Source organism: Paenibacillus sp. Y916 (genome assembly GCF_056786435.1).
On the sequence record NZ_JBXCJA010000002.1, the window covers coordinates 721,876 to 742,565 of the forward strand.

The window sequence follows — 20,690 nt, forward strand, 5'->3', positions numbered from 1 at the left end:
TAAGTGGACATTCCACATTCTTGTCTGTATTCTTAAGTAGCGGCATACAGTTATAGGGTAGCCATACATGCCATAAAATATTGCATGAACAAAATGTTCATGCTTTAAGTCGGGATATTTAACCATTCTAATGACTAATGGGTTATTATTTCGCCGAAGAAAAATCGAAAATAATACTATTGTACAACCCTACTCAAGAACATCCAACATATTATATCACATAACGAATTGCGATTACTACTACAGTTATCAAGTTTATATAAATATTTGTCTCAACACAACTATCAAAGGTGGGTTTATTTTGTTCGAAAAATGTTGGAATTCGTTTGTTGTCATTCTTGGCGCCGCTATCATAGCATGCGGTTTTAATTTATTTCTTATTCCGCATCAACTTCTCAGTGGTGGTGTATCTGGTTTATCTTTACTTATTAGTTATTTCAGTAATTTCAGTGTCAGTACTATGTATTTGCTCATTAATATTCCCATTCTAATCCTTGGCTGGTTTAAGCTAGGGAAGAAATTTATAAGTTTAAGCATTCTTTCCGTAGTTGCAACCACATGGTTCATCACACTGATCCCAGTAAAATTAATTGCAACGGATATACTCCTAGCTAGCGTTTTCGGTGGTGTATTAGTCGGAATCGGCGCTGGAATATCATTCCGTATTGGTGGATCCTCTGGAGGATTTGACATCATTGGATCATTAATTACACGTTATCGTGATTTCCCAGTGGGTACTATCCTTGTTGGAATGAACGCTGTGGTCATTCTAGCCGCAGGATACTTCAATGACAATTGGAATATCGCCTTAGCTTCTATGGCTTCAATCTACATAACCGGAAAAATTCTGGATTTGATTCATATCAGCCATATTAAGGTAACCGTATATATCATTACTAACCAAACCGAAGAACTTCTTTCAAAATTGCTTAAAATCCCACGGGGTGTCACCAAAATAAAAACAGAAGGCGCTTATTCTCATGAACCGCGAGATATGCTAATGACAGTCACTACTCGCTATGAGCTAGCAGAACTTAAGAGCATCATTAAAAAGACTGATCCACAAGCATTTGTTAATATTGTTGAAACCGTCGGCGTGATGGGTTCATTCCGTAGAAGATAATTCATGAGGATGGCCGTGTTATATTATCCATATATATGATATATTAAAGGTGCACAGTTCCCATTTCTTTACCATAAGATTTAGCCTCATTCTTAATGCTTAGGCACTAAAGACTTTTCCGATTCGCTACTCTAGAAATTTTGGTGGTAAAGAATTCGTAGGAGGAAGGGTGATCTTTATGGAAATGGAATCGGTAAAACTTTCCCAAATTGTATTGCGTTGGTATCCAGATATGATGCCTTTCCTGAAGCAAAGTGAACTGAATTCACTCATTATGCTCAGAGATGGTCTCAGTATTCTTGAACCGCATGATGCCATGGAGATTATCCAATTCAGCATTTGCGAGCATCAAAACTTAAGCCATCTTCATTAACAAAGCGCTAAACAGATTACTATGCCGCCATCCCCTCCTTGCTGGTGGGGATGGCGGCATTTTCCATATGTACTGACACATTATCTTAAAATGTGACAAAGCTGTCCTTTCAATTCTCTATTGATTCTATATAATTACAAAGAGACAGTACCTTATAAGGGAGAGAAAAAAATGAACATCATCTGGGCATTATTGCTATTCGTATTAGGTAGTACAACAGGAACTCCGTCAGACGATCACAATTCTATAAGCACCCTGCAATCATCCATTCATTCAGCTATCACTGCTTCCCAACAAAAAGACTCTGAAACTACATTGGGTCATATTTCGTTTGATCCGTCGATCAAAGTTGATCCACAGTTAGACGCTCCCATTGTTAAAGGGATTTACGTAACCGCACATAGTGCTGGTGGATCACGCATGACCGAGCTTCTAAATCTCCTTGATTCAACAGAACTCAATGCGATGGTTATAGATATCAAGGATGATGCTGGATACATAACGTATAAATCAGACAATCCAATCCTTCAAAAGGATGGTAATCTTAAACCATACATTGGTGATATTCAAGTACTAATGGAGCGTCTACAAAAGCATGATGTCTATCCCATTGCTCGGATTGTCGTATTTAAAGATACATTCCTTGCTATGAAACAGCCAGATCTATCTTTCGTCAATAAAGATGGAACACTATGGAAGAATGGAAATGGCGACGGGTTTGTAAATCCCTACAGCAAGGAAGTTTGGGATTACAACATTGAACTTGCCAAAGAAGCAGCCAAGTTAGGTTTCAAAGAAATACAATTCGACTATGTTCGTTTCCCTGAAGGTTTTGATAAGCGAGCTGATATTTTGAAATATGTCAAAGGTGATTCCTCTCGTGTAGATATCGTTTCTGACTTCGTACAATACGCACGTCAAGAGCTAGCGCCACTTGGAATTCGTATATCGGTTGATATTTTTGGGTATGCCGCTTCAGTCCCCGCAGCCGAAGGTATTGGTCAAGATATGGTGAAAATTTCTGAGAATGTAGATGTTATAGCCCCTATGGTATACCCAAGTCATTACTCTACAGGATGGTACGGAGCGACCAATCCAGATAAAGAACCATACAACGTAATCAAAGGCTCTATGGTTGATACTCATAAAAAATTGGAAACACTAGGAGATCATAAACCAATCATACGCCCTTGGATTCAAGATTTCACCGCTAGTTGGCTTGGAAGCGGACATTACACTAAATATGGGAAGAAGGAAGTAGAAGAACAAATTCGAGCGCTGAAAGATATGGATGTTCATGAGTATCTGCTCTGGAATGCTAATAATCGATACAGCAAAGATGTCATCTACAAATAAATATGAAATAGGGGGTGTCTCAAGCCATTGTCCATGGCTTTGGAGACACCCCCTATCTTTATACGATTTATTCATTATTGAGACAGACGTGCTGCCAGTTCATACAATTCCATATTGAAATCTTTCTTACTGTTAACGACCTTGTCAATATCGGTCAGCACTAACTCATTTTTAATGATTCCGCAAGCTTTATCTGATTCACCCTTAATGAGCATCCGCACTGCGAAATCACCCAATCGACTAGCAAGATTTCTGTCTGCTGGCGTCGGAGTACCCCCACGTTGAATATGGCCTAATACAGTTACCCGCGGCTCCAAAGAAGGACAACGTTCAACCAATTGCCTAGCTACGTCTTCTCCACTTCCTGCACCTTCAGCAACGATAACGATACTATGGCGTTTACCATGAGCGAAATTCTGCTCCATACGGTCTGCTATTTCATTCATATCGTAAGGCACTTCAGGTACTATAATAGTCTCTGCGCCTGACGCTAACCCGGCATATAATGCGATATCACCACAGTGTCTACCCATAACTTCTACAATCGATGAACGCTCATGAGACGACATAGTGTCTCTTAGTTTGTTAATCGCATCCACAACAATACTTACGGAAGTATCAAAGCCTATTGTGAAATCCGTAAAAGAAACATCGTTATCAATCGTACCCGGCAGCGCCATCGTATTAATTCCCAACTTACTTAGCTTATTAGCTCCATGGTAAGAACCATCGCCACCGATGACTACTAGACCGTCAATTCCGTGCTTTCGCAAAATTTCCGCACCTTTTTGTTGACCTTCTAGCGTCGTAAACTCTTTACATCGCGCAGACTGAAGAACGGTTCCCCCACGCTGAATAATATCTCCCACACTCCGTAGATCCATAGAGAATATATCATCATTAAGAAGTCCTTGAAATCCTCTTTGAATACCATATACCTCCAAGCCATAATACAATCCACTCCGAACTACAGAACGAACCGCTGCATTCATGCCTTGAGAATCTCCACCACTTGTTAATACTGCTATTTTTTTGACTGACATGATCTCTCTCCCCCTAATTTATCATTTGTACAAATATTTACGAATCCATCGGCTATTGATGAAGAAGAAAATCCGGGTAAGTGGGCTCCCCTTCATCAAATGCTTTGAAGCAGTAACGACTTCCTGTTGCTCACTAACTTTCGGATCGGATAAATAGATTGCCAACAAACCCTCAATGATCATTCGATGAAATGAAGTTGACGGGATTGTCATAACGTCTTTTCTTGCAGACTCCACAATCATAGTAATTCTTTGCAACATCGTTTCGGAATCATGATAATAGTTGCAAAAATTAAGATCCCCACCCAAGCGATCTTCTTCCTGATCAATCAAATAATCCAACAAAATATGCAGACAACATAGATGTGGGAAATAAGATTTATAAATAGAAGCCGCTTCATCACTAGATAACCCTTCATACGATGCAGCAAGAAATAGCGTATATACCGCTAAGGTAGACCCTGTAGCGGCAGCAAATTCTTGCCACTCCAAATGAGGTGCTCTATACCTCTCCGATAACCACCAATTCAGAAGTGCCTCTTCTCTAAGTAGCGGATCAATATGCTTATATACCTGCAAATCCGTATACAGACTAACCAAATCCTTTATGTACGGCTGCGCAGCATTATAACCTGGAAGCATTCGAATACACTCCTGACAGGTCTCAACTAATCTAGATAGATAACCTCCATCATTCACTTCCTGATGCAAAGCATAATAATCGCATTGTTCTGCTTGAGGATCAACCGCATCCAGCATGGATTGATGCAACAATCTGAAGTCCTCTGGATCCATGGACGTACTTCGATCACATAAATTATCAAGATAATCACTAATCGTTTGATAAGAGACGATGAGACGAATTAATACATTCCTATCCGGCAGATCAATAGCTGCATAAACAGCACCGCCTTGACAATGAAATTGTTTCGTATCGATGCTGGCAAGTGCCTGCATCCGTAACTCTGGATCCGGGATTGCGAAAGCTATCTTGCGCCAAGCGCTTAATTCTCTGCGCACTTCCGGCAAAATATGTTTATATACCCGGCTCATAAGACTTAATGGATTACGAGGAACTTGATTTAGGTGTTGCACATTATCATTCACTGACGGGTGCCTCCACAATGATTGTCTACTTATATTCCTGACCAAATTATTATTATTATAATATGTACCCACCATTTGTACAAATAAACTAAGTCACTTTCTTTAATTCTTCTACAAACGAATCGAAATATATCGAAAACCAACCCTTTCACACCCGTATCCCATTTCCTATGATATACTAACAACCATTACTTAAAATAAGGAGTCTTCAATCCATGTCTATAGATGAATCACTCTCTTGGAGACGATTATTCTCTTTCTTTTTACCCCTTGGCGTAGCCGCATCACTAGTGACCATTTCACACGTCATTATCAATGGGACACTGGCTCAAGCCGCGAATCCTGAAACAGTCATTGCTAGTTATGCCATCGCATTAAGCTTTTTAACCATTACGGAGCGTCCATCCTCATTATTGAGGCAGACATGCTCAGCACTAGTCAAAGATAGAATATCATTTAAAGCACTGACCTATGTAACCAAAGTCTTTTTAGCATTTGTTATGCTTGTAGGCTTTCTAATCGTATATACACCTGTTGGTCATGGCATATTCAAATATTTATTTGGAGTAGATTCTAGCCTATTGTCTTCTGTCATCGATGTCTACCAGATCCTCATGTTTGTTAGCATCTTTTCTGTTATTCGCAATATATATCAAGGTGTCATTATTAGTCATAACCGCACGAAATGGTTAACAATTGGGATGATCTTCCGTCTCGCTGTTATGTATGCACTTTCCCTATATTTCGTTATCTCTGACAATATTACAAGCGGACGTGTTGGTGCCATTATATTCTTATCAGGGATGATCATAGAAGCAGCTGTAAGTTATTGGGAAGGGAATAACATCGTACGTAACATGCCGCTCAAGCAAATAGATCACGAAGTTGAATCGAAGGCTGATGTCTTCTCGTTCTATAAACCTTTATTGCTATCTTCCTTCATTGCTATGTTTATTGGTCCGATGATTAATATCATGCTTGGAAAAACGACAGGTATACTCTTGTCCATATCTGCCTTTGCCGTTGCTAGTAGCCTGATGCAATTAATACTGAGTTTCTTCACTTATATTCATCAAATTGTGTTGAACTTTTACAATATTAATGCTCCTTTAGTCAAAAAGTTTGCGCTCAGCATCGGGTTTATCCCTTTCGTGCTACTTGTAAGTATCGCTTACACACCACTTGGCCCATGGGTGCTAGAACATATGATGAACGTTAATGGAAAATTGTTAGATGAAAGTCTACTTACGTTACGTGCTTTCGCACTATATACACTGGTTATGCCCTGGCTTGACTATGGAAATGGCTTAATCCTTCTTCGCGGTCAGACAAAGGTCATGTTCCGTTCTCAGACTGCAAACGCCGTTTGTACTATCCTTTTCTTGATTATTCTAATAATATTTACGCCAGGATGGAACGGAATGGTTGGTGCGCTCTCCCAGTCCTTTGGACTTCTAGCTGAATTAGTCATTGTTTGGATCGTTATTCGTCGTACAGACAAAGAACCTGTGCTTAAACCAATACAGCAGACTCAGAAGGGGCATTAACGATATGCGATGACATGGTGACAGAAAGTTTGCAATTGTGCATCTTTCTTCTGTTGAAGTGAATGGAGTAATTGCAGTGTATGCACTTATTTCTCGCAAGCCCCACCATTCTGCTAATTTAAATGTTGTTTAGGCTCTTATTCGCCGGCGGTAGATTTTCTAACCTTTCTAACGGAAGCCACAGACCTTATTTCACGAAAAAACACCAACATGAAATTCTAACGGAAATACTGACCTCTATATGCGCATTAACAGCTCAAATCCGAAGAAGAAGGCCTAATAAGGTCACTCACTTCCGTTAGAATCTTATACTTTCTATTATGTGAAAAAAACACTACATCCTCGTTGACCACGGGGTGCAGTGTTTTTATAGTTTAAATACTTTTATTTGTTATCCGATACGTTCCATTTCATCTTCGCTAATCTCGAAGTTCGTATAGACATCTTGAACATCGTCATTATCTTCAAAGGTATCCATCATTCGTAGTAGTTTCTCTGCATTCTCACCTTCAACATCAATCGTATTCTGGGGAATCCATCTTACTTCAGAACTACTAAAGTCAAGGCCTTCTTCTTCCAATAGCCTCTTAATTGCTTCGAATTCATGTGGATGAGTTAACACCTCAAAACTGTCATCATTCGTTATGACATCTTCAGCACCAGCTTCAATAGCTTGAAGCATCAATGTATCCTCATCCAATTCTCCATGTTTCTCCCGATCAATAACAAGTAGCCCTTTTTGATCAAACATATAAGAAACACAACCAGACTCGCCCATGTTTCCTCCAAGCTTATTAAAGATGGATCTTACATCCGCTGCCGTACGATTGCGATTATCTGTCAGACATTTCACCATAATAGCTATGCCACCAGGGCCGTAACCTTCATAGTAAATTTCGTCGTATTCTACATTATCACTATTACCTGAGGCTTTCTTAATCGCACGTTCAATATTATCAACTGGCATATTAATCTGCCGTGCATTCGCGATAGCCGTCTTTAAACCGAAATTGGCATCCGGATTAGGTCCACCTTTACGAGCTTGTACATAAATTTCACGACCAAGCTTTACAAATTTATTGTTTTTAGCCTGATCTGCTTTCCCTTTACGATCTTTAAATAACTTAAACTTCATAACGGAGCGCTCCCTATAAGTGTGTGTTCAAAAAGTCAGATTTTCAGCACCGAGAAGATTGAATGAAGATAGGGAGTGAGGAGCGGAGCGTAGGCAGTACCTACGTGAGCACCAGAAGGACCGGCTGAATTCAATATTCGATGTCGAATACGCCCTCTGCTATACTTCGTGATCAAAAGATGACTTTTTGAACAACCTCTATAAAATTGATTATTTCATAGCTACTAGTGTATCATTCTAACGCTAATTCGGTCAAAGGCATGAATGTGTTCATTTGACATATATTCAAATATAAAAACAGATCTAAACACCATTAGAAACTATCAATTTTATTATTTTTGTTCAATAAGCATCTTTTTCTCCGTTTTTATTTGCTTTTATAAGTGCGTCTGCGTTATCATTTTATCAAAAGAGCAAACGGAGAAATGTGAATATGATAAAAAAACATGAAATATACAAAAAAGATAATTGGAATATGATGACCATCGAAGTTCAAGGTAAATATCTCGTACTTCGTGAAATCTCCGATCAATGGGGAGAGGAAACTCAAACTTTTCTAAGTCGGCCTGCCTTGATGAATTGGGCAAACAATCGTTTTCCCAAAGAAGAGTATGTCGGTAATGAAGACGAATGGCGCACAATTATTGCGGCCTTCAAAGGAGTTTAATTTATAATGGATTCCAGTAGCAGTTTAATATTTGTCATCTGCGCTTTTATTCTTGGTGTAGCGCTCATCATGGGCAAGAATTCCGTCCCACCATCATTAAGGCGTTGGATGGCTCTCGCCGCCATCATTATGATCCTTGTTTCCTTTGTTTTAATCGTCATTAATTTTCTAAACATGGGTTCCTAAGTTTAGTGGGATACTACTAGTAATAATACGTGTAGGACTGGATATACTATGGATGCCAGTTCAAAAAGTCAGATTTTCAGCACCGAGAAGATTGGATAAAGCAAGGGAGTGAGGAGCGGAGCGTAGGCAGTACCTACGTGAGCACCGGAAGAACCGGCTGAATTCAATATTCGATGTCGAATACACTTCTCGCTATACTTCGTGATCAAAAGATGACTTTTTGAACATCCTCTATGAGTTAATTGTATATGCAAAGGAGGTACACGTTTGGTCATGATACCCAAAACTGTATCACTTATACTCACTTTCAGTATATTGTCCAGTCCCTTTTTTCCACTAATCGCTGCATCACAAGGAACCCAACCTTTATACTCAAATCACGTAAGGAGGATTCCCATGGACCAATTATTGAAACGTTCAGAAGTACCTCAAGACCATCAATGGAACCTACAAGATTTGTATGCTGACCAATCGGATTGGGATCAAGCTTACACCGAAGTTCAGAAGAAACTATCCACGGCTGCTAAGTTGGAAGGAAAGTTAGATACAGTCCAATCCGTGAAAGAATGCTTCACGCTAGAAGATGATATTTCCAATCATGTTGAACGTCTATACGTATATGCTCATATGCATCATGATGAAGACACAACGAACCCTACATATCAAGCACTAACCCAAAAAGCTAAAAAGTTAAGTGTCGATGCGAATGAGGCACTTTCTTTTGTCACACCTGAAATTTTGTCTCTGCCTGATGATAAACTTGACGCCTTCATTGCAGATTCAACCCTATCCGATTTCAAATTCACTCTACAAGAGATGAAGCGTGAAAAGGCTCATGTTCTTACGAAAACAGAAGAAGCTCTGTTAGCTCAGGTAGGTAACTTATCTCAAGCACCGCAAACGATCTTCGGTATGATTAACAATGCAGACATGAAATTCCCTAAGATCAAAGACGAGAATGGTAAAGAAGTTGAACTGACTCATGGAAGCTATATTCAGTATCTAGAGAGCCCTAATCGGGAAGTTCGCAGTCGTGCTTTCAAAGCAGTCTATGAAACTTATGCCAAACAGAAGAACACCATTGCAGCGACGTTAAGCGCTAATGTCAATAAGAATATTTTCTACTCACGTGTTCGCAAATACCCTTCTGTACTTGATATGTCCCTGTATGGCGACAACATTCCGAAGGAAGTGTACACCAATCTAATCGATACAATTCATGAGAGTTTGCCTTTACTCCATCGCTACATGAAACTTCGCAAGAAACTGCTTGGAGTCGATGAATTACACATGTACGATCTCTTCGCTCCTCTTGTAGACGAATACAAGATGGACATCACCTATGAAGAAGCAAAGAAGACCATTAAAGATGGCCTCAAGCCACTTGGTGATGATTATCTTAGCGCCTTACAGACTGGTTATGATGAAGGATGGATTGATATCTACGAGAACGAGGGAAAACGAACTGGCGCATACAGCTGGGGAGCTTATGGAACACATCCTTACGTCCTTTTGAATCATAAAGATAATCTCAATAGTATGTTCACATTGGCTCATGAGATGGGTCATGCATTACATTCATACTATTCTGATAATGCGTTGAAATATCGTGATGCACAATACACTATTTTCTTAGCGGAAGTGGCTTCTACTACGAATGAGGCGCTGTTGATGGATTACTTATTGAAGAAATCAACTGATCCTAAAGAAAAGATGTATCTTCTCACTTACTATGCAGACCAATTCCGTACAACGGTATTTAGACAAACGATGTTTGCAGAGTTCGAGAAGCTAATCCATGAGCATGCTGAACAAGGCGAATCCCTTACTCCACAAGCACTCTCGGATATCTACTATGAATTGAATCTCAAATATCATGGTCCGGATATGGCAGTAGACAAAGATATTGGAATGGAATGGGCACGTATTCCTCATTTCTATAACAGCTTTTATGTATACAAGTATGCTACTGGCTTCTCAGCAGCAACTAGCTTCTCCAAACAAATTTTGGAGGAAGGCCAGCCAGCGGTTGATCGTTATCTAGGATTCCTCAAAAGCGGGGGAAGCGACTACTCCATTAATATTCTAAGTAAAGCGGGTGTGGATATGTCCTCGCCACAACCGATCCGAGATGCTATGAGCGTATTCGAAGAATTAATAACACAAATGGAGCAACTGACTAAGTAATATGTGAGACTGTTATAAAATCCCTTGTCCATTTGGTCAGGGGATTTTATAATGTGATTACAGCCCGTAATCACAAGATGTCTTTTTGAACAACCTCTTGAAAGGAGATGTCTACATGAAAATGCAATGGTCATTAATCGCTGGACTTATATTTGCTTTATTAACGGCCTTATTTGCCGTCATCAATGTTAACCCTGTTCAAGTTAACTTTTATTTCAGTGAGGTAAGTATTCCCTTAATTCTGCTAATACTGGGATGTACGCTCATCGGCGGATTAATCGTTGGTTCTTATGGAATTTATAGACAATATAAACTACAGAGAGAAATAAAACGACTATCTACCCAACTGGATATAGTCATTAAAGAAACTAATTATTTACCACCAACCGAACCTATTTCAGCATCCAGCACGGAAGATATTAAGGAGGTAGATCCTATTGTCGATCCAACCAAATGAGACATATATTATAAATTTTCTTCAAAAGTTACTTAACACACCGAGTCCTAGCGGATTCACTGCTCATGTCATGAATTGGATTGAGGAAGAGGCCAGAGCCCTCGAGATTCCCTTGACATGGAATCAGAAAGGTGGCGCCATCTTAACCGTACAAGGGCATGATAATAGCCGTACAATAGGTCTCAGCGCCCACGTAGACACTTTAGGCGCTATGGTTCGAGCTATCAAGCCTGAAGGCACACTTCGACTCTCTTTAGTCGGTGGATTCATGCTGCAGGCAATTGAGAATGAGTACTGCACCATACATACACGTAATGGTAAGATTTATACTGGAACTATTCTAAGTACTCATCCTTCGGTTCATGTCTACAACGATGCTCGTGATTTCAAGCGTCTAGAAGAACATATGGAAGTGCGTATTGATGAGCTTGTAGACAGCAAAGAAGATGTGGAAAAACTAGGAATATCAGTCGGCGATTTCATATCCTTTGACCCAAGAGCCGTCGTTACGGACAGTGGATATATTAAATCCCGTCATCTCGATGATAAGGCTAGCGTTGCGGCTCTATTCGGTCTACTCGAATCGATGAAGCGTGAACGCTGGAAACCACGGACTACGCTAAAAATTCTGATCTCCAATTATGAAGAAGTCGGACATGGTGCTTCCTCCATACCTGATGATATCGAGGAACTGATTGCGGTTGATATGGGATGTATTGGCGATGATCTTAGTTGTAAAGAAACGGATGTATCCATCTGTGCCAAAGACTCATCAGGACCTTACGATTACGATATGACAAGCCGTCTCATCTCCTTAGCCGAATCAGAGAACATTCCATATGCCGTCGATGTATATCCGTATTATGGATCTGATGCCTCTGCTGCGCTTCGAGCTGGCAACAATATTCGCGCAGCTCTTATTGGTCCAGGTGTTCATGCCTCACATGCTATGGAACGTACACATAAGCAGGCCATTCTAAATACGACAAAGTTACTTGCAGCATATTTACAGCAGTAACAGGTTAGTTCACAGAAAAAGGCACAGTGCTGAGAATTACGCACTGTGCCTTTTTTGTTACATCTATCAAGTTTTCTTAACCTTACATTTTCTCTGCTAATTCATTCAAATACGTCCAACGCTCCATCAGATGTTCAAGTCTTTGCTGTGCTTCCTGAAGCTTATTCATAAGCTCCTGTAGCCGGGCAGAGTCATCAAAGGATTGCTCCATCTGGTGATTTATGTCCACTATATTCTGTTCAGCAGCCTGAATTAGACTATCGATCTGTTCAAATTCCCGCTGTTCTTTGAAACTGAACTTGATTTTCTCACGTGATGATTCAAGTTCATTCTCCTTTGGGGAGACAACGATTGGTTTGTGTACCGGTTCTGCAGGTTGATCATTGCGCTGACGATCTGGTCCTTTGGACACATTCTTAGTCATCCATTCCTCATATTCACTATAAGAACCTACATGAACTCTAAGGCTTCCTTCTCCTTCAAATGCAACAATCTTATCTACCGTCCGATCTAAAAAGTACCGATCATGTGATACTACAAATACGACCCCTGGAAACTCATCTAAATATTGTTCCAAAACAGCCAACGTCTGAATATCAAGATCATTCGTAGGCTCATCAAGCAACAACACATTCGGCGCTCCCATAAGTACTCTCAATAAATAGAGACGTCTTTTCTCCCCACCAGATAGTTTGGAAATGGGCGTCCATTGAAGCGTAGGAGTAAACAGAAACCGTTCCAGCATTTGCCCGGCTGTAATGGTACTTCCATCTGCCGTAGTAATCACTTCCGCTACTTCCTTAATATATTCAATAACACGTTGTTTCTCATTCATCTCTTGATGCTCTTGAGTGAAATAACCAATATTTACAGTAGTACCCAAACTTATCTCTCCACCATCTGGCTGTAATCTACCAGCTATGAGATTAAGTAGTGTGGACTTCCCAGTACCGTTCGGACCGACAATACCCACTCGATCTTCGGGCACAGCAATATAACTGAAATCCTGAATAAGAACATTGTCCTCATTTGTTTTGTGCAGATGATCTATCTCTAGAATTTTACGCCCCAGACGGCTTGATGCCACTGACATATCCATCGATCCCGCACGCTGTATCCCTTGCTGATCTTTCATTTCTTCGTAGCGATCAATCCGTGCCTTCTGCTTAGTAGACCTCGCCTTCGGTCCTTTACGCATCCAAGCAAGCTCACTCCGAAGTAAATTCTGCCTCTTATGCTCTGTAGACGCCTCTCTGTCTTCGCGATCTGCTTTCAATTCCAAGAATGCTGAATAATTGGCTTGATATCGAAATAACCGCCCATAATCGAGCTCCAACATAACGTTAGCCACTCGATCGAGGAAATACCGATCATGGGTAATCATCAGTAACGCACCGCGTCGCTTCTGTAAATATTGCTCAAGCCACGCCACTGAATCCGTGTCGATATGGTTCGTTGGCTCATCTAGAATTAACAACTCGCAGGGTTGAATCAACGCGTTAGCCAATGCTACACGCTTGCGTTGCCCACCAGACAGCGTCCCCATCAAGTCTTCAAATTGTGTAATTCCTAGTTTATTCAGAATGATCTTCGCTTCACTTTCAAGATTCCAAGCCTGTAGTGTATCCATCTCTTGATTCAGATCCAACAGTCTTTCCAACACCTTCTCATTTGAAGGATCAAGATCTAATAAATCCATCGTTATTGTATAGTCACGCACGACTTTCATTTGCGGATCATTTCCTTGGAATACTTGCTGTAAAACGGTCATTTCTGGATCATAATCAGGATTCTGTGCTAGTGTTCTAATTCTAACACCATTCCCAATGGATATTTGGCCTTCATCCGGCTTCTCTAATCCCGCAATTATACGTAAGAGAGTTGATTTCCCCGTTCCATTCACACCAACAATCCCAATTTTATCTTGATCTTCCATACCGAAAGATGCATCTTTAAAAAGCACCTTTTCTCCGTAACTTTTACTTATATGTTCTACAGTTAATATATTCATTTTTAATTTTCCCTACTAACTTTTCTTATTTGGTTGGCAATCATTTGATTATAGCATGAATGCTACCATCGCTCCAACGATGGAGCTCCACATATTGACTGCATCATTGTTCATTCTGATCCAACCACGAATCTGCTTCGTACTTTGCTCACAGTGATGCAACACTTCCACTTCTTTCCCACAAACACGGCACTGATACATGACTTGAATCGTGGCACCTAATATCGAATCTGTAAATGCTCCTGCTAATCCAGCAACAAGACCTATGAATACCCACATCAACAACGGACGTAATTGAAAGTCCGATGCCGAAAGTGCTTCAAAGATCCATGCGAATCCCCCAATCATAGCTCCACCCGTTGCTGCAGCCGCACTTCCAAGGATTGATACTCCACCTGATGTCCCTACTGTTAACACCTTGCCATTCAAAACCGAACGTGGAGGTCTAGCGCTTAAGCTACCGATCTCCGTAGCCCAAGTATCAGCAGTCACCGTAGCCATGATGCCAATAAATAGAATTCCCCATTCAGGATGAGGCCATATCGCATTCAGAATACACAGGAGCATTCCAAGTCCACCGTTCGCTAGCACTTGTCCTGCATCGCGCCGTCCAGTCTTCGCGTAGGACTTCTCCATCTCCGCTTTATGACTGTGGCGAAACTTGGATATCACAGAAGAGGAACCAAAGAATACAAGGAGAATTCCGAACCAGAATAGCCCTCCTGCAGCGAAGTACACCGTCCCCATGATGGTAGCTGCCACCGCACCTGAACCTGAGAGTGATTTCTTCCGATATGCTGCCGCAGACACCATTAATGCACACACAACGCCTATTACCCACATCATCTGTTATTCAATGACACAGCTTCCAAGCTGGTTATCCCCCCACAAGAGTTCAAATTGATCACCTGAAGATACCGGTCCAACGCCTGCGGGAGTACCTGTGAAGATGAGATCTCCTTTGCCTAATCCATAATGTGAACCGATATAGTCTATAATTTCTTGCACAGAAAAGATCATATCGCTCACATTACCACGCTGAACTTCGACTTTATTCATAATAACCGTGAAATCTTGTGATGCAAGCTCTTCTATCCCTGGGAAAGGAATGAATGATGTCAATGGTGCTGATGATTTAAATCCTTTAGCTGCTGTCCACGGATGACCCTTTCTCTTAATGACCTCTTGAACATCACGCAAGGTGAAGTCAATTCCCAATGCCATAACATCGATCAAGTCATCGACTGCAAGGCCTGCCTCATAATTCCGACTAATTCGAAATACCAATTCCCCTTCATAATGAACTGCGCCTTGATCCTTGGGTAACGTAATTAAGCTCTTATCTAATGGAACAACAGCATGAGATGGTTTCATGAATACCATCGGTTCTTGCGGTATATCATTTCCAAGCTCTGCTGCATGTAATCTATAGTTACGCCCTATACAATAAACATTACGAATCATTGAATCCATCGGTTAATCAGTCCTTTCATGATTTAGGCATATAGACGTTACCGTCTTTATTTATTCTCACGCTACCAATAGACAACTTCTCTATATCTTGAAACAATTGTTGACCTTCTTGATCAGACATCGGAACGGGTTGACCTACTTCAGTATGGAAAGGGATAAGCTTAATCTTGCAATCCCCCTTAGGAGTACAGGTGGTTGCGAATACAGCTGTTCTCCATGTAGATGCAGTACTCGATTTAGTAAATATGAAATTACCTGTACTATAAGCGATCCATTTCCCTTTATATTGCTCAAGTCCTTGAAGAACATGAGGATGTGCCCCAATCACGAGATCTGCTCCAGCATCTACGAATTGGTGTGCCAACTCTGTCTGATTCTTTATTGGTTGCAATTCTTTCTCTTTGCCCCAATGTGCCATGACGATAACGATATCCGCCTTCGTACGAGCGGTAGCAATAGATTTAAGGGCTTCGGCTGGACTATATGCCGTAGCAACACCCGGTTTGCCTTTCCCAGCATGCCAATCTTTATCGGGTACAACACGGCTAACGGCAATAAGCGCAATCTTAACTCCTTGACGTGTGAAATATGCAGGAGCATACGCTTCATCCGCATTCTTACCCGCACCCGCATACTGAATCCCGCTTTCATCTAAATATTTCAATGTATCCAGCAGCCCTGAAACCCCTTGATCCAGTATGTGATTATTGGCAAGCCCTACAGCATCCATTCCAGCTTTCTTAAGGGCATCTAGCGCCTTAGGTGATGACTTGAATACATATTGTTTATTCATTGCTCCTACTCCAGATGTCGTCACTGGCGACTCAAGATTAGCAATCGTTAAATCATCATTATGGAAAAGATCACCCAAATGTTCGAAGGGATAGTCGTACCCTTTTTCTTTCAGCATCCCTTCTACTTTACCCGCAAACATCATATCTCCTGCAAAATTAAATGTGAGAATACTATCTGAGTTCGCAATAATCTCGCTAGAATCATCCGATTCAATAGGAGCTTCAAGTTCGGTAGAATCATCGGGTTCAGTAGAAGCTTCAGAATCCTTAGATTTCATAGGTTCAATAGGTTCGGTTAGAGTTTTAGTTACATCCATTTCTTTCGATGCCTCATTTTTACTTGCTTGATCCTTCTCTACCTCTTTAGATAGAGTAGGTTTACTACTCTCACCATCAAGCTTATCAGCTTGAACAACTGGACGCTCTATTGCGATCGATTCATTCTCTTGCGCTTGATTCCCTTCTGTAATCCAATAATAGGATAGTAGAATAACAATCGCAGAGACAAGAAACGTATTTAGTAGGACCCATGATTTTCTAAAGCGCTTATTCTTTTTCTTTCTAGTCGATCTATTTTTATTAGTACGTGATAAATGCATTATTTACTCCTTCTCACACGATATTGAATTTAGTATCTTGAAAGACTCTCATTTCAGTATATCAGGTTACGGCAAACAAATAGAACCCCCGAATGAATTCGGGAGTTCTTCTATAGTATTTGAGGCTTACGACCTATTCTATTGCTGGACTATTTCCCTAAAGAAGCCCACACTGCATCACGAAGAGTCTCCATATAGAGAGGATCACTATTCAATGAATCTGTTCTCATTAGTCGGATATCTAGATCCTTCGAGATATCTTGAGCTTCAATATCTAAGTCATATAGTACTTCCAAATGATCAGATACGAAGCCAACAGGGGCGACAAGCACATTCTTCACCTGTTCCTTACTGAGTTCTTGAAGTGTATCGAGAACATCCGGCCCAAGCCATGGCTCAGCTGTTCGTCCAGCACTTTGCCATGAGAACTGCCACTGTGCCACACCTGTCTGTTCAACAATCGCACGTGAAGTTTCCAACAATTGCTCTGGATATGGATCTCCCATTTCGAGTATCCGCTCCGGAAGACTATGTGCACTGAATAACACCATAACATCCTCGCGCTTAGCGCCAGCCTCCTCGAATTGATCCAGCTTCGCACTTACACGCTCGCTAAGCGCCTGAATCAATTGTGGATGGACATGATAACTCTCAACGAAAGTCATTTCTATCCCTAGCTCATTGGCCTTCTCTTGCGCTCGTTTAATATAACTACCTACACTCATCACTGAATAATGAGGTGCTAATACGATCCCTACAGCCCGCTTAATCCCATCTTTAGCCATTTGATCCACACCGTCTTCTATCAAAGGTGCAGCGTGCTTAAGTCCTTGGTAACATACATACTCAATTTCGGATTGATCTATACTTTGGTTAAGAACGGCTTGTAATTCTCTTACCTGTTGGTTAGTGTTCTCACGAAGAGGAAATACTCCACCGACGATAGCTTCATAACGACTTACTAAATCTTGAAGTTGTTCCGAAGTCGGAGGATGTCCTCTGCGGATATGCGTATAATAAGCTTCAATTCCTTCTAGACTCTCTGGTGTTCCATATGACATAACTAAAACGCCTACTTTAGATTTCACGAAATTACCACCTTAAACTCAGTATAGGTTTATATTATGGTCGTTAAGAGAGTACTTATGCTCTTAATTGAGAAGCCGAATATTCATGAACAAATTGTGTTAATTCACGAAGTTTATCAATGGATGCTTCTGGGAACAATCCATGCCCCAAATTAAATATAAAGCCAGGTTCCTGTATGCCATCATCAATAATTTCTTTGGCATATTGTTTAATGACATCTATAGGCGCTGTTAATATATAAGGATCTAAGTTGCCTTGCATAGCAAAGCGTCCATTCGTTCTTCGGCGTCCTTCAGAAATAGATACTCTCCAATCCAATCCCATCACATTAGACTGAATATTGGTGAGCGTCGGTAACAGTTCTCCTGAACTAACACCTGGAAAATAAATCTTGGGTACATTCAAATCGGATAGTTCGGCAAAAATACGAGTAATCGTTGGAAGCACAAACTTTTCGAAATCCTTCGGAGACAATGCCCCCACCCAACTATCAAATAACTGAAAAGCCTTACCACCATTAGCGATATGGGCTCTTACATATGTAATGACCATATCTCCCAACTTGTCCATCAGTAAATTCCACAGATGTGGCTCGTTATACATCAGAGTCTTAGTACGGATATAACTTTTCGAAGGTCTACCTTCAATTAAGTAACTAGCTATTGTAAAAGGCGCGCCTGCAAAAGTAATAAGAGGAACTTTCAATACTTTATCTAGAATTCGAATGGTCTCTAAAATATGACTGAGATCCTTATCCACATCAATGGGACGAAGACGCTCTATGTCTGCTGCCGTTCGTATAGGATTGTTAATAACTGGTCCTATATCCTTCACAATATCGAAATCAATTCCGAGTGAAGCTACAGGATTCATAATGTCCGAGTACAGAATCGCAGCATCAACGCCTAACTTCTTTACAGGCATTAATGTAATTTCAGCTGCTAGCTCTGGTTGACGGCAAATTTCAAGAAGACTATATTTTTCTTTGATTTTACGGTAATCAGGATCAGTTCGACCTGCTTGTCTCATGTACCATACGGGTACATGCTTCACTTCCTGCTTATAACAAGCTCTGGTGAATACGTCATTGTACGTCATCAGTTAGCCTCCAGTATAATAATTTCCCTACATATTATTATGCCCTTTTTAAAAGTAAGTAACAACTAGCTCACAATGTAATGTCATGACAATACTATGACATTGTTATCCACAGACACATCGTCTTTTATGATATAATTATATATTACTCTTTTTTGGGAAATTGAAATCACAGCTTAGAAAGGACGTGTACGGCACGTGAATACTTGGAAAATAAACCTTATTGTTCTTTGGATCGGTCAATTTCTCGTCAATGCTGGAGTAACCATGATCACACCTTTTCTAGCTTTATATCTTGCTAAAGATTTAGGAGTACAGGGCGAATATGAAATTGGTATATGGGCTGGGGTCATTTTTGCAGCGAATTTCTTGACGGCTTTCATATTTCAACCATTATGGGGTAAACTAGCTGATCGCTATGGACGTAAAATTATGTTACTACGATCTGGATTTGGAATGGCAATTGTCATCGTTCTTATGGGTTTTGCACGAAGTCCATGGGAATTATTAATACTTCGTCTTCTGAACGGAACGATATCTGGATTCAATCCAGCCGCAATCTCGCTCATCTCAGGAACAGCGCCGAAAGCCCGTATGGGATTCGCCATGGGAATCATGCAATCTGGTATGGTAGCTGGTACTATTTTAGGTCCACTCATTGGGGGTATCTTGGCAGATCTCATCGGATTTCGTCCCATTTTCTATATCACTGGCGCTTTAGTACTTGCCGCTTCTTTATTAGCGCTATTCTTTGTCAAAGAAACCTTTGATCGCGAAGAAGCTTCACACGCACCCGTGGTATCCGTTATGCAAGGTTTCAAAGAGCTAGCTCATATTCCTCAATTACTAGCACTTTTTGCAGTGACTTTCCTACTGCAGTTCGCTATGGTAAGCCCTATGTCGTTGCTCCCATTGTATGTGCAGAAGTTACATGCTTCAACCGTCAATATTGCTTTCTGGGCAGGTCTAGTCTTAGCCGTAACAGGAATCTCTAATATGATATCATCACCAATACTTGGTAAAATTAGCGATAAATTCGGCTCACATCGCGTCCTAACTTACGCACTAATAGGAACAGCTCTAACCATTATTCCTCAGGCTTTTGTTCAAAATGTCTGGCAGCTCATCGTAATCCGCTTCCTCATGGGAATCTTTATGGGTGGTTTGCTACCGAGCGTAAATTCCCTCATACGCTCCTATACTCCGGACGGCATGGAGAGTCGCGCATTCGGATTTAACAGCAGTACACTTTCTCTAGGAAATATGATGGGTGCACTCATTGGAGGACTTTTGTCAGGATTTATTGGTATCGAGGGTTTGTTTATCGTTTCGGGTTGCTTGCTACTTCTGAACGTGGTGTGGGTAAGACGAAAGCTGTATTCCCGGAATAACTAACAAGGGTATCACGGACAAGCATCCAAGCTATG

At 40.8% G+C, this 20,690-nt stretch carries 19 protein-coding genes; 10 read left to right on the top strand and 9 right to left on the bottom strand.

All coding sequences use genetic code 11. The annotated features are described in order from the left end of the window. Positions 1-301 precede the first annotated feature (301 nt). The 3 genes from AC1TO9_RS07685 (at position 302) to AC1TO9_RS07695 (ending at position 2,852) form a co-directional block, all read left to right on the top strand. Entirely contained in the window at positions 302-1,123 is an 822-nt protein-coding gene (locus AC1TO9_RS07685) for a YitT family protein (protein ID WP_482058785.1), read from the top strand. A gap of 178 nt (positions 1,124-1,301) precedes the next feature. Continuing rightward, a complete protein-coding gene (locus AC1TO9_RS07690; RefSeq protein ID WP_482054251.1) occupies positions 1,302-1,496 on the top strand; it encodes a hypothetical protein in 195 nt (64 codons plus the stop codon). 171 nt (positions 1,497-1,667) lie between these two features. Further along, a complete protein-coding gene (locus tag AC1TO9_RS07695) occupies positions 1,668-2,852 on the top strand; it encodes a putative glycoside hydrolase (protein WP_482058786.1) in 1,185 nt (394 codons plus the stop codon). 74 nt (positions 2,853-2,926) lie between these two features. On the opposite strand, the gene pfkA is transcribed toward AC1TO9_RS07695, so the two are convergent. Beyond that, positions 2,927-3,898 (bottom strand): 6-phosphofructokinase, encoded by a 972-nt coding sequence (gene pfkA / locus AC1TO9_RS07700; protein ID WP_482054502.1) that lies wholly within the window; start codon positions 3,896-3,898, stop codon positions 2,927-2,929. An 18-nt stretch (positions 3,899-3,916) separates the two neighbouring features. Beyond that, a complete protein-coding gene (locus AC1TO9_RS07705) occupies positions 3,917-4,948 on the bottom strand; it encodes a tetraprenyl-beta-curcumene synthase family protein (RefSeq protein ID WP_482054503.1) in 1,032 nt (343 codons plus the stop codon). Between the two features lie 269 nt (positions 4,949-5,217). Here AC1TO9_RS07705 and AC1TO9_RS07710 point away from each other — a divergent pair, with 269 nt between their 5' ends. Further along, positions 5,218-6,549, top strand: a complete 1,332-nt coding sequence (locus AC1TO9_RS07710) for a multi antimicrobial extrusion protein MatE (RefSeq protein WP_482058787.1) — start codon at positions 5,218-5,220, stop codon at positions 6,547-6,549. A 391-nt stretch (positions 6,550-6,940) separates the two neighbouring features. Here AC1TO9_RS07710 and AC1TO9_RS07715 read toward each other — a convergent pair whose 3' ends face one another. Beyond that, entirely contained in the window at positions 6,941-7,684 is a 744-nt protein-coding gene (locus tag AC1TO9_RS07715) for a YebC/PmpR family DNA-binding transcriptional regulator (RefSeq protein WP_482054254.1), read from the bottom strand. A 433-nt stretch (positions 7,685-8,117) separates the two neighbouring features. Between AC1TO9_RS07715 and AC1TO9_RS07720 the strand changes: the two genes are divergently transcribed. The 5 genes from AC1TO9_RS07720 to AC1TO9_RS07740 all read left to right on the top strand — a co-directional run bounded on the left by AC1TO9_RS07720 (position 8,118) and on the right by AC1TO9_RS07740 (position 12,199). Then, positions 8,118-8,351, top strand: a complete 234-nt coding sequence (locus AC1TO9_RS07720; protein ID WP_482054255.1) for a hypothetical protein — start codon at positions 8,118-8,120, stop codon at positions 8,349-8,351. 6 nt (positions 8,352-8,357) lie between these two features. Then, positions 8,358-8,537 (top strand): hypothetical protein, encoded by a 180-nt coding sequence (locus AC1TO9_RS07725; RefSeq protein ID WP_482058788.1) that lies wholly within the window; start codon positions 8,358-8,360, stop codon positions 8,535-8,537. 396 nt (positions 8,538-8,933) lie between these two features. Further along, complete coding sequence (gene pepF, locus AC1TO9_RS07730) at positions 8,934-10,724, top strand: oligoendopeptidase F (RefSeq protein WP_482054257.1); 1,791 nt, start codon at positions 8,934-8,936, stop codon at positions 10,722-10,724. 115 nt (positions 10,725-10,839) lie between these two features. Next, a complete protein-coding gene (locus AC1TO9_RS07735) occupies positions 10,840-11,181 on the top strand; it encodes a LapA family protein (RefSeq protein ID WP_482054258.1) in 342 nt (113 codons plus the stop codon). After that, the gene (locus AC1TO9_RS07740; RefSeq protein ID WP_482054259.1) at positions 11,162-12,199 is read left to right on the top strand and encodes a M42 family metallopeptidase; all 1,038 of its coding nucleotides are present in this window, start codon (positions 11,162-11,164) and stop codon (positions 12,197-12,199) included. The genes AC1TO9_RS07735 and AC1TO9_RS07740 overlap by 20 nt, the downstream gene beginning before the upstream one ends. Positions 12,200-12,281: 82 nt before the next feature. Here the strand turns inward: AC1TO9_RS07740 and AC1TO9_RS07745 are convergent, their stop codons facing one another. From AC1TO9_RS07745 to hemE, 6 genes are all read right to left on the bottom strand, one after another. Further along, positions 12,282-14,210 carry an ABC-F family ATP-binding cassette domain-containing protein gene (locus AC1TO9_RS07745; protein ID WP_482058789.1) on the bottom strand — a complete coding sequence of 643 codons (1,929 nt, stop codon included), beginning with the start codon at positions 14,208-14,210 and terminating at the stop codon, positions 12,282-12,284. Positions 14,211-14,258: 48 nt separating this feature from the next. Continuing rightward, on the bottom strand, positions 14,259-15,056 hold the full coding sequence (locus tag AC1TO9_RS07750) for a DUF92 domain-containing protein (RefSeq protein ID WP_482054261.1): 798 nt from the start codon (positions 15,054-15,056) through the stop codon (positions 14,259-14,261). A 3-nt stretch (positions 15,057-15,059) separates the two neighbouring features. Beyond that, a complete protein-coding gene (locus AC1TO9_RS07755) occupies positions 15,060-15,683 on the bottom strand; it encodes a fumarylacetoacetate hydrolase family protein (protein ID WP_482058790.1) in 624 nt (207 codons plus the stop codon). Positions 15,684-15,699: 16 nt separating this feature from the next. Next, complete coding sequence (locus AC1TO9_RS07760; RefSeq protein WP_482058791.1) at positions 15,700-17,076, bottom strand: CapA family protein; 1,377 nt, start codon at positions 17,074-17,076, stop codon at positions 15,700-15,702. A 149-nt stretch (positions 17,077-17,225) separates the two neighbouring features. Continuing rightward, positions 17,226-18,164, bottom strand: a complete 939-nt coding sequence (gene hemH, locus AC1TO9_RS07765) for a ferrochelatase (RefSeq protein ID WP_482054264.1) — start codon at positions 18,162-18,164, stop codon at positions 17,226-17,228. A 55-nt stretch (positions 18,165-18,219) separates the two neighbouring features. Continuing rightward, positions 18,220-19,263 (bottom strand): uroporphyrinogen decarboxylase, encoded by a 1,044-nt coding sequence (gene hemE, locus AC1TO9_RS07770; protein WP_482058792.1) that lies wholly within the window; start codon positions 19,261-19,263, stop codon positions 18,220-18,222. A gap of 198 nt (positions 19,264-19,461) precedes the next feature. Here hemE and AC1TO9_RS07775 point away from each other — a divergent pair, with 198 nt between their 5' ends. Then, positions 19,462-20,658 carry an MFS transporter gene (locus tag AC1TO9_RS07775; RefSeq protein WP_482058793.1) on the top strand — a complete coding sequence of 399 codons (1,197 nt, stop codon included), beginning with the start codon at positions 19,462-19,464 and terminating at the stop codon, positions 20,656-20,658. Positions 20,659-20,690 lie beyond the last annotated feature (32 nt).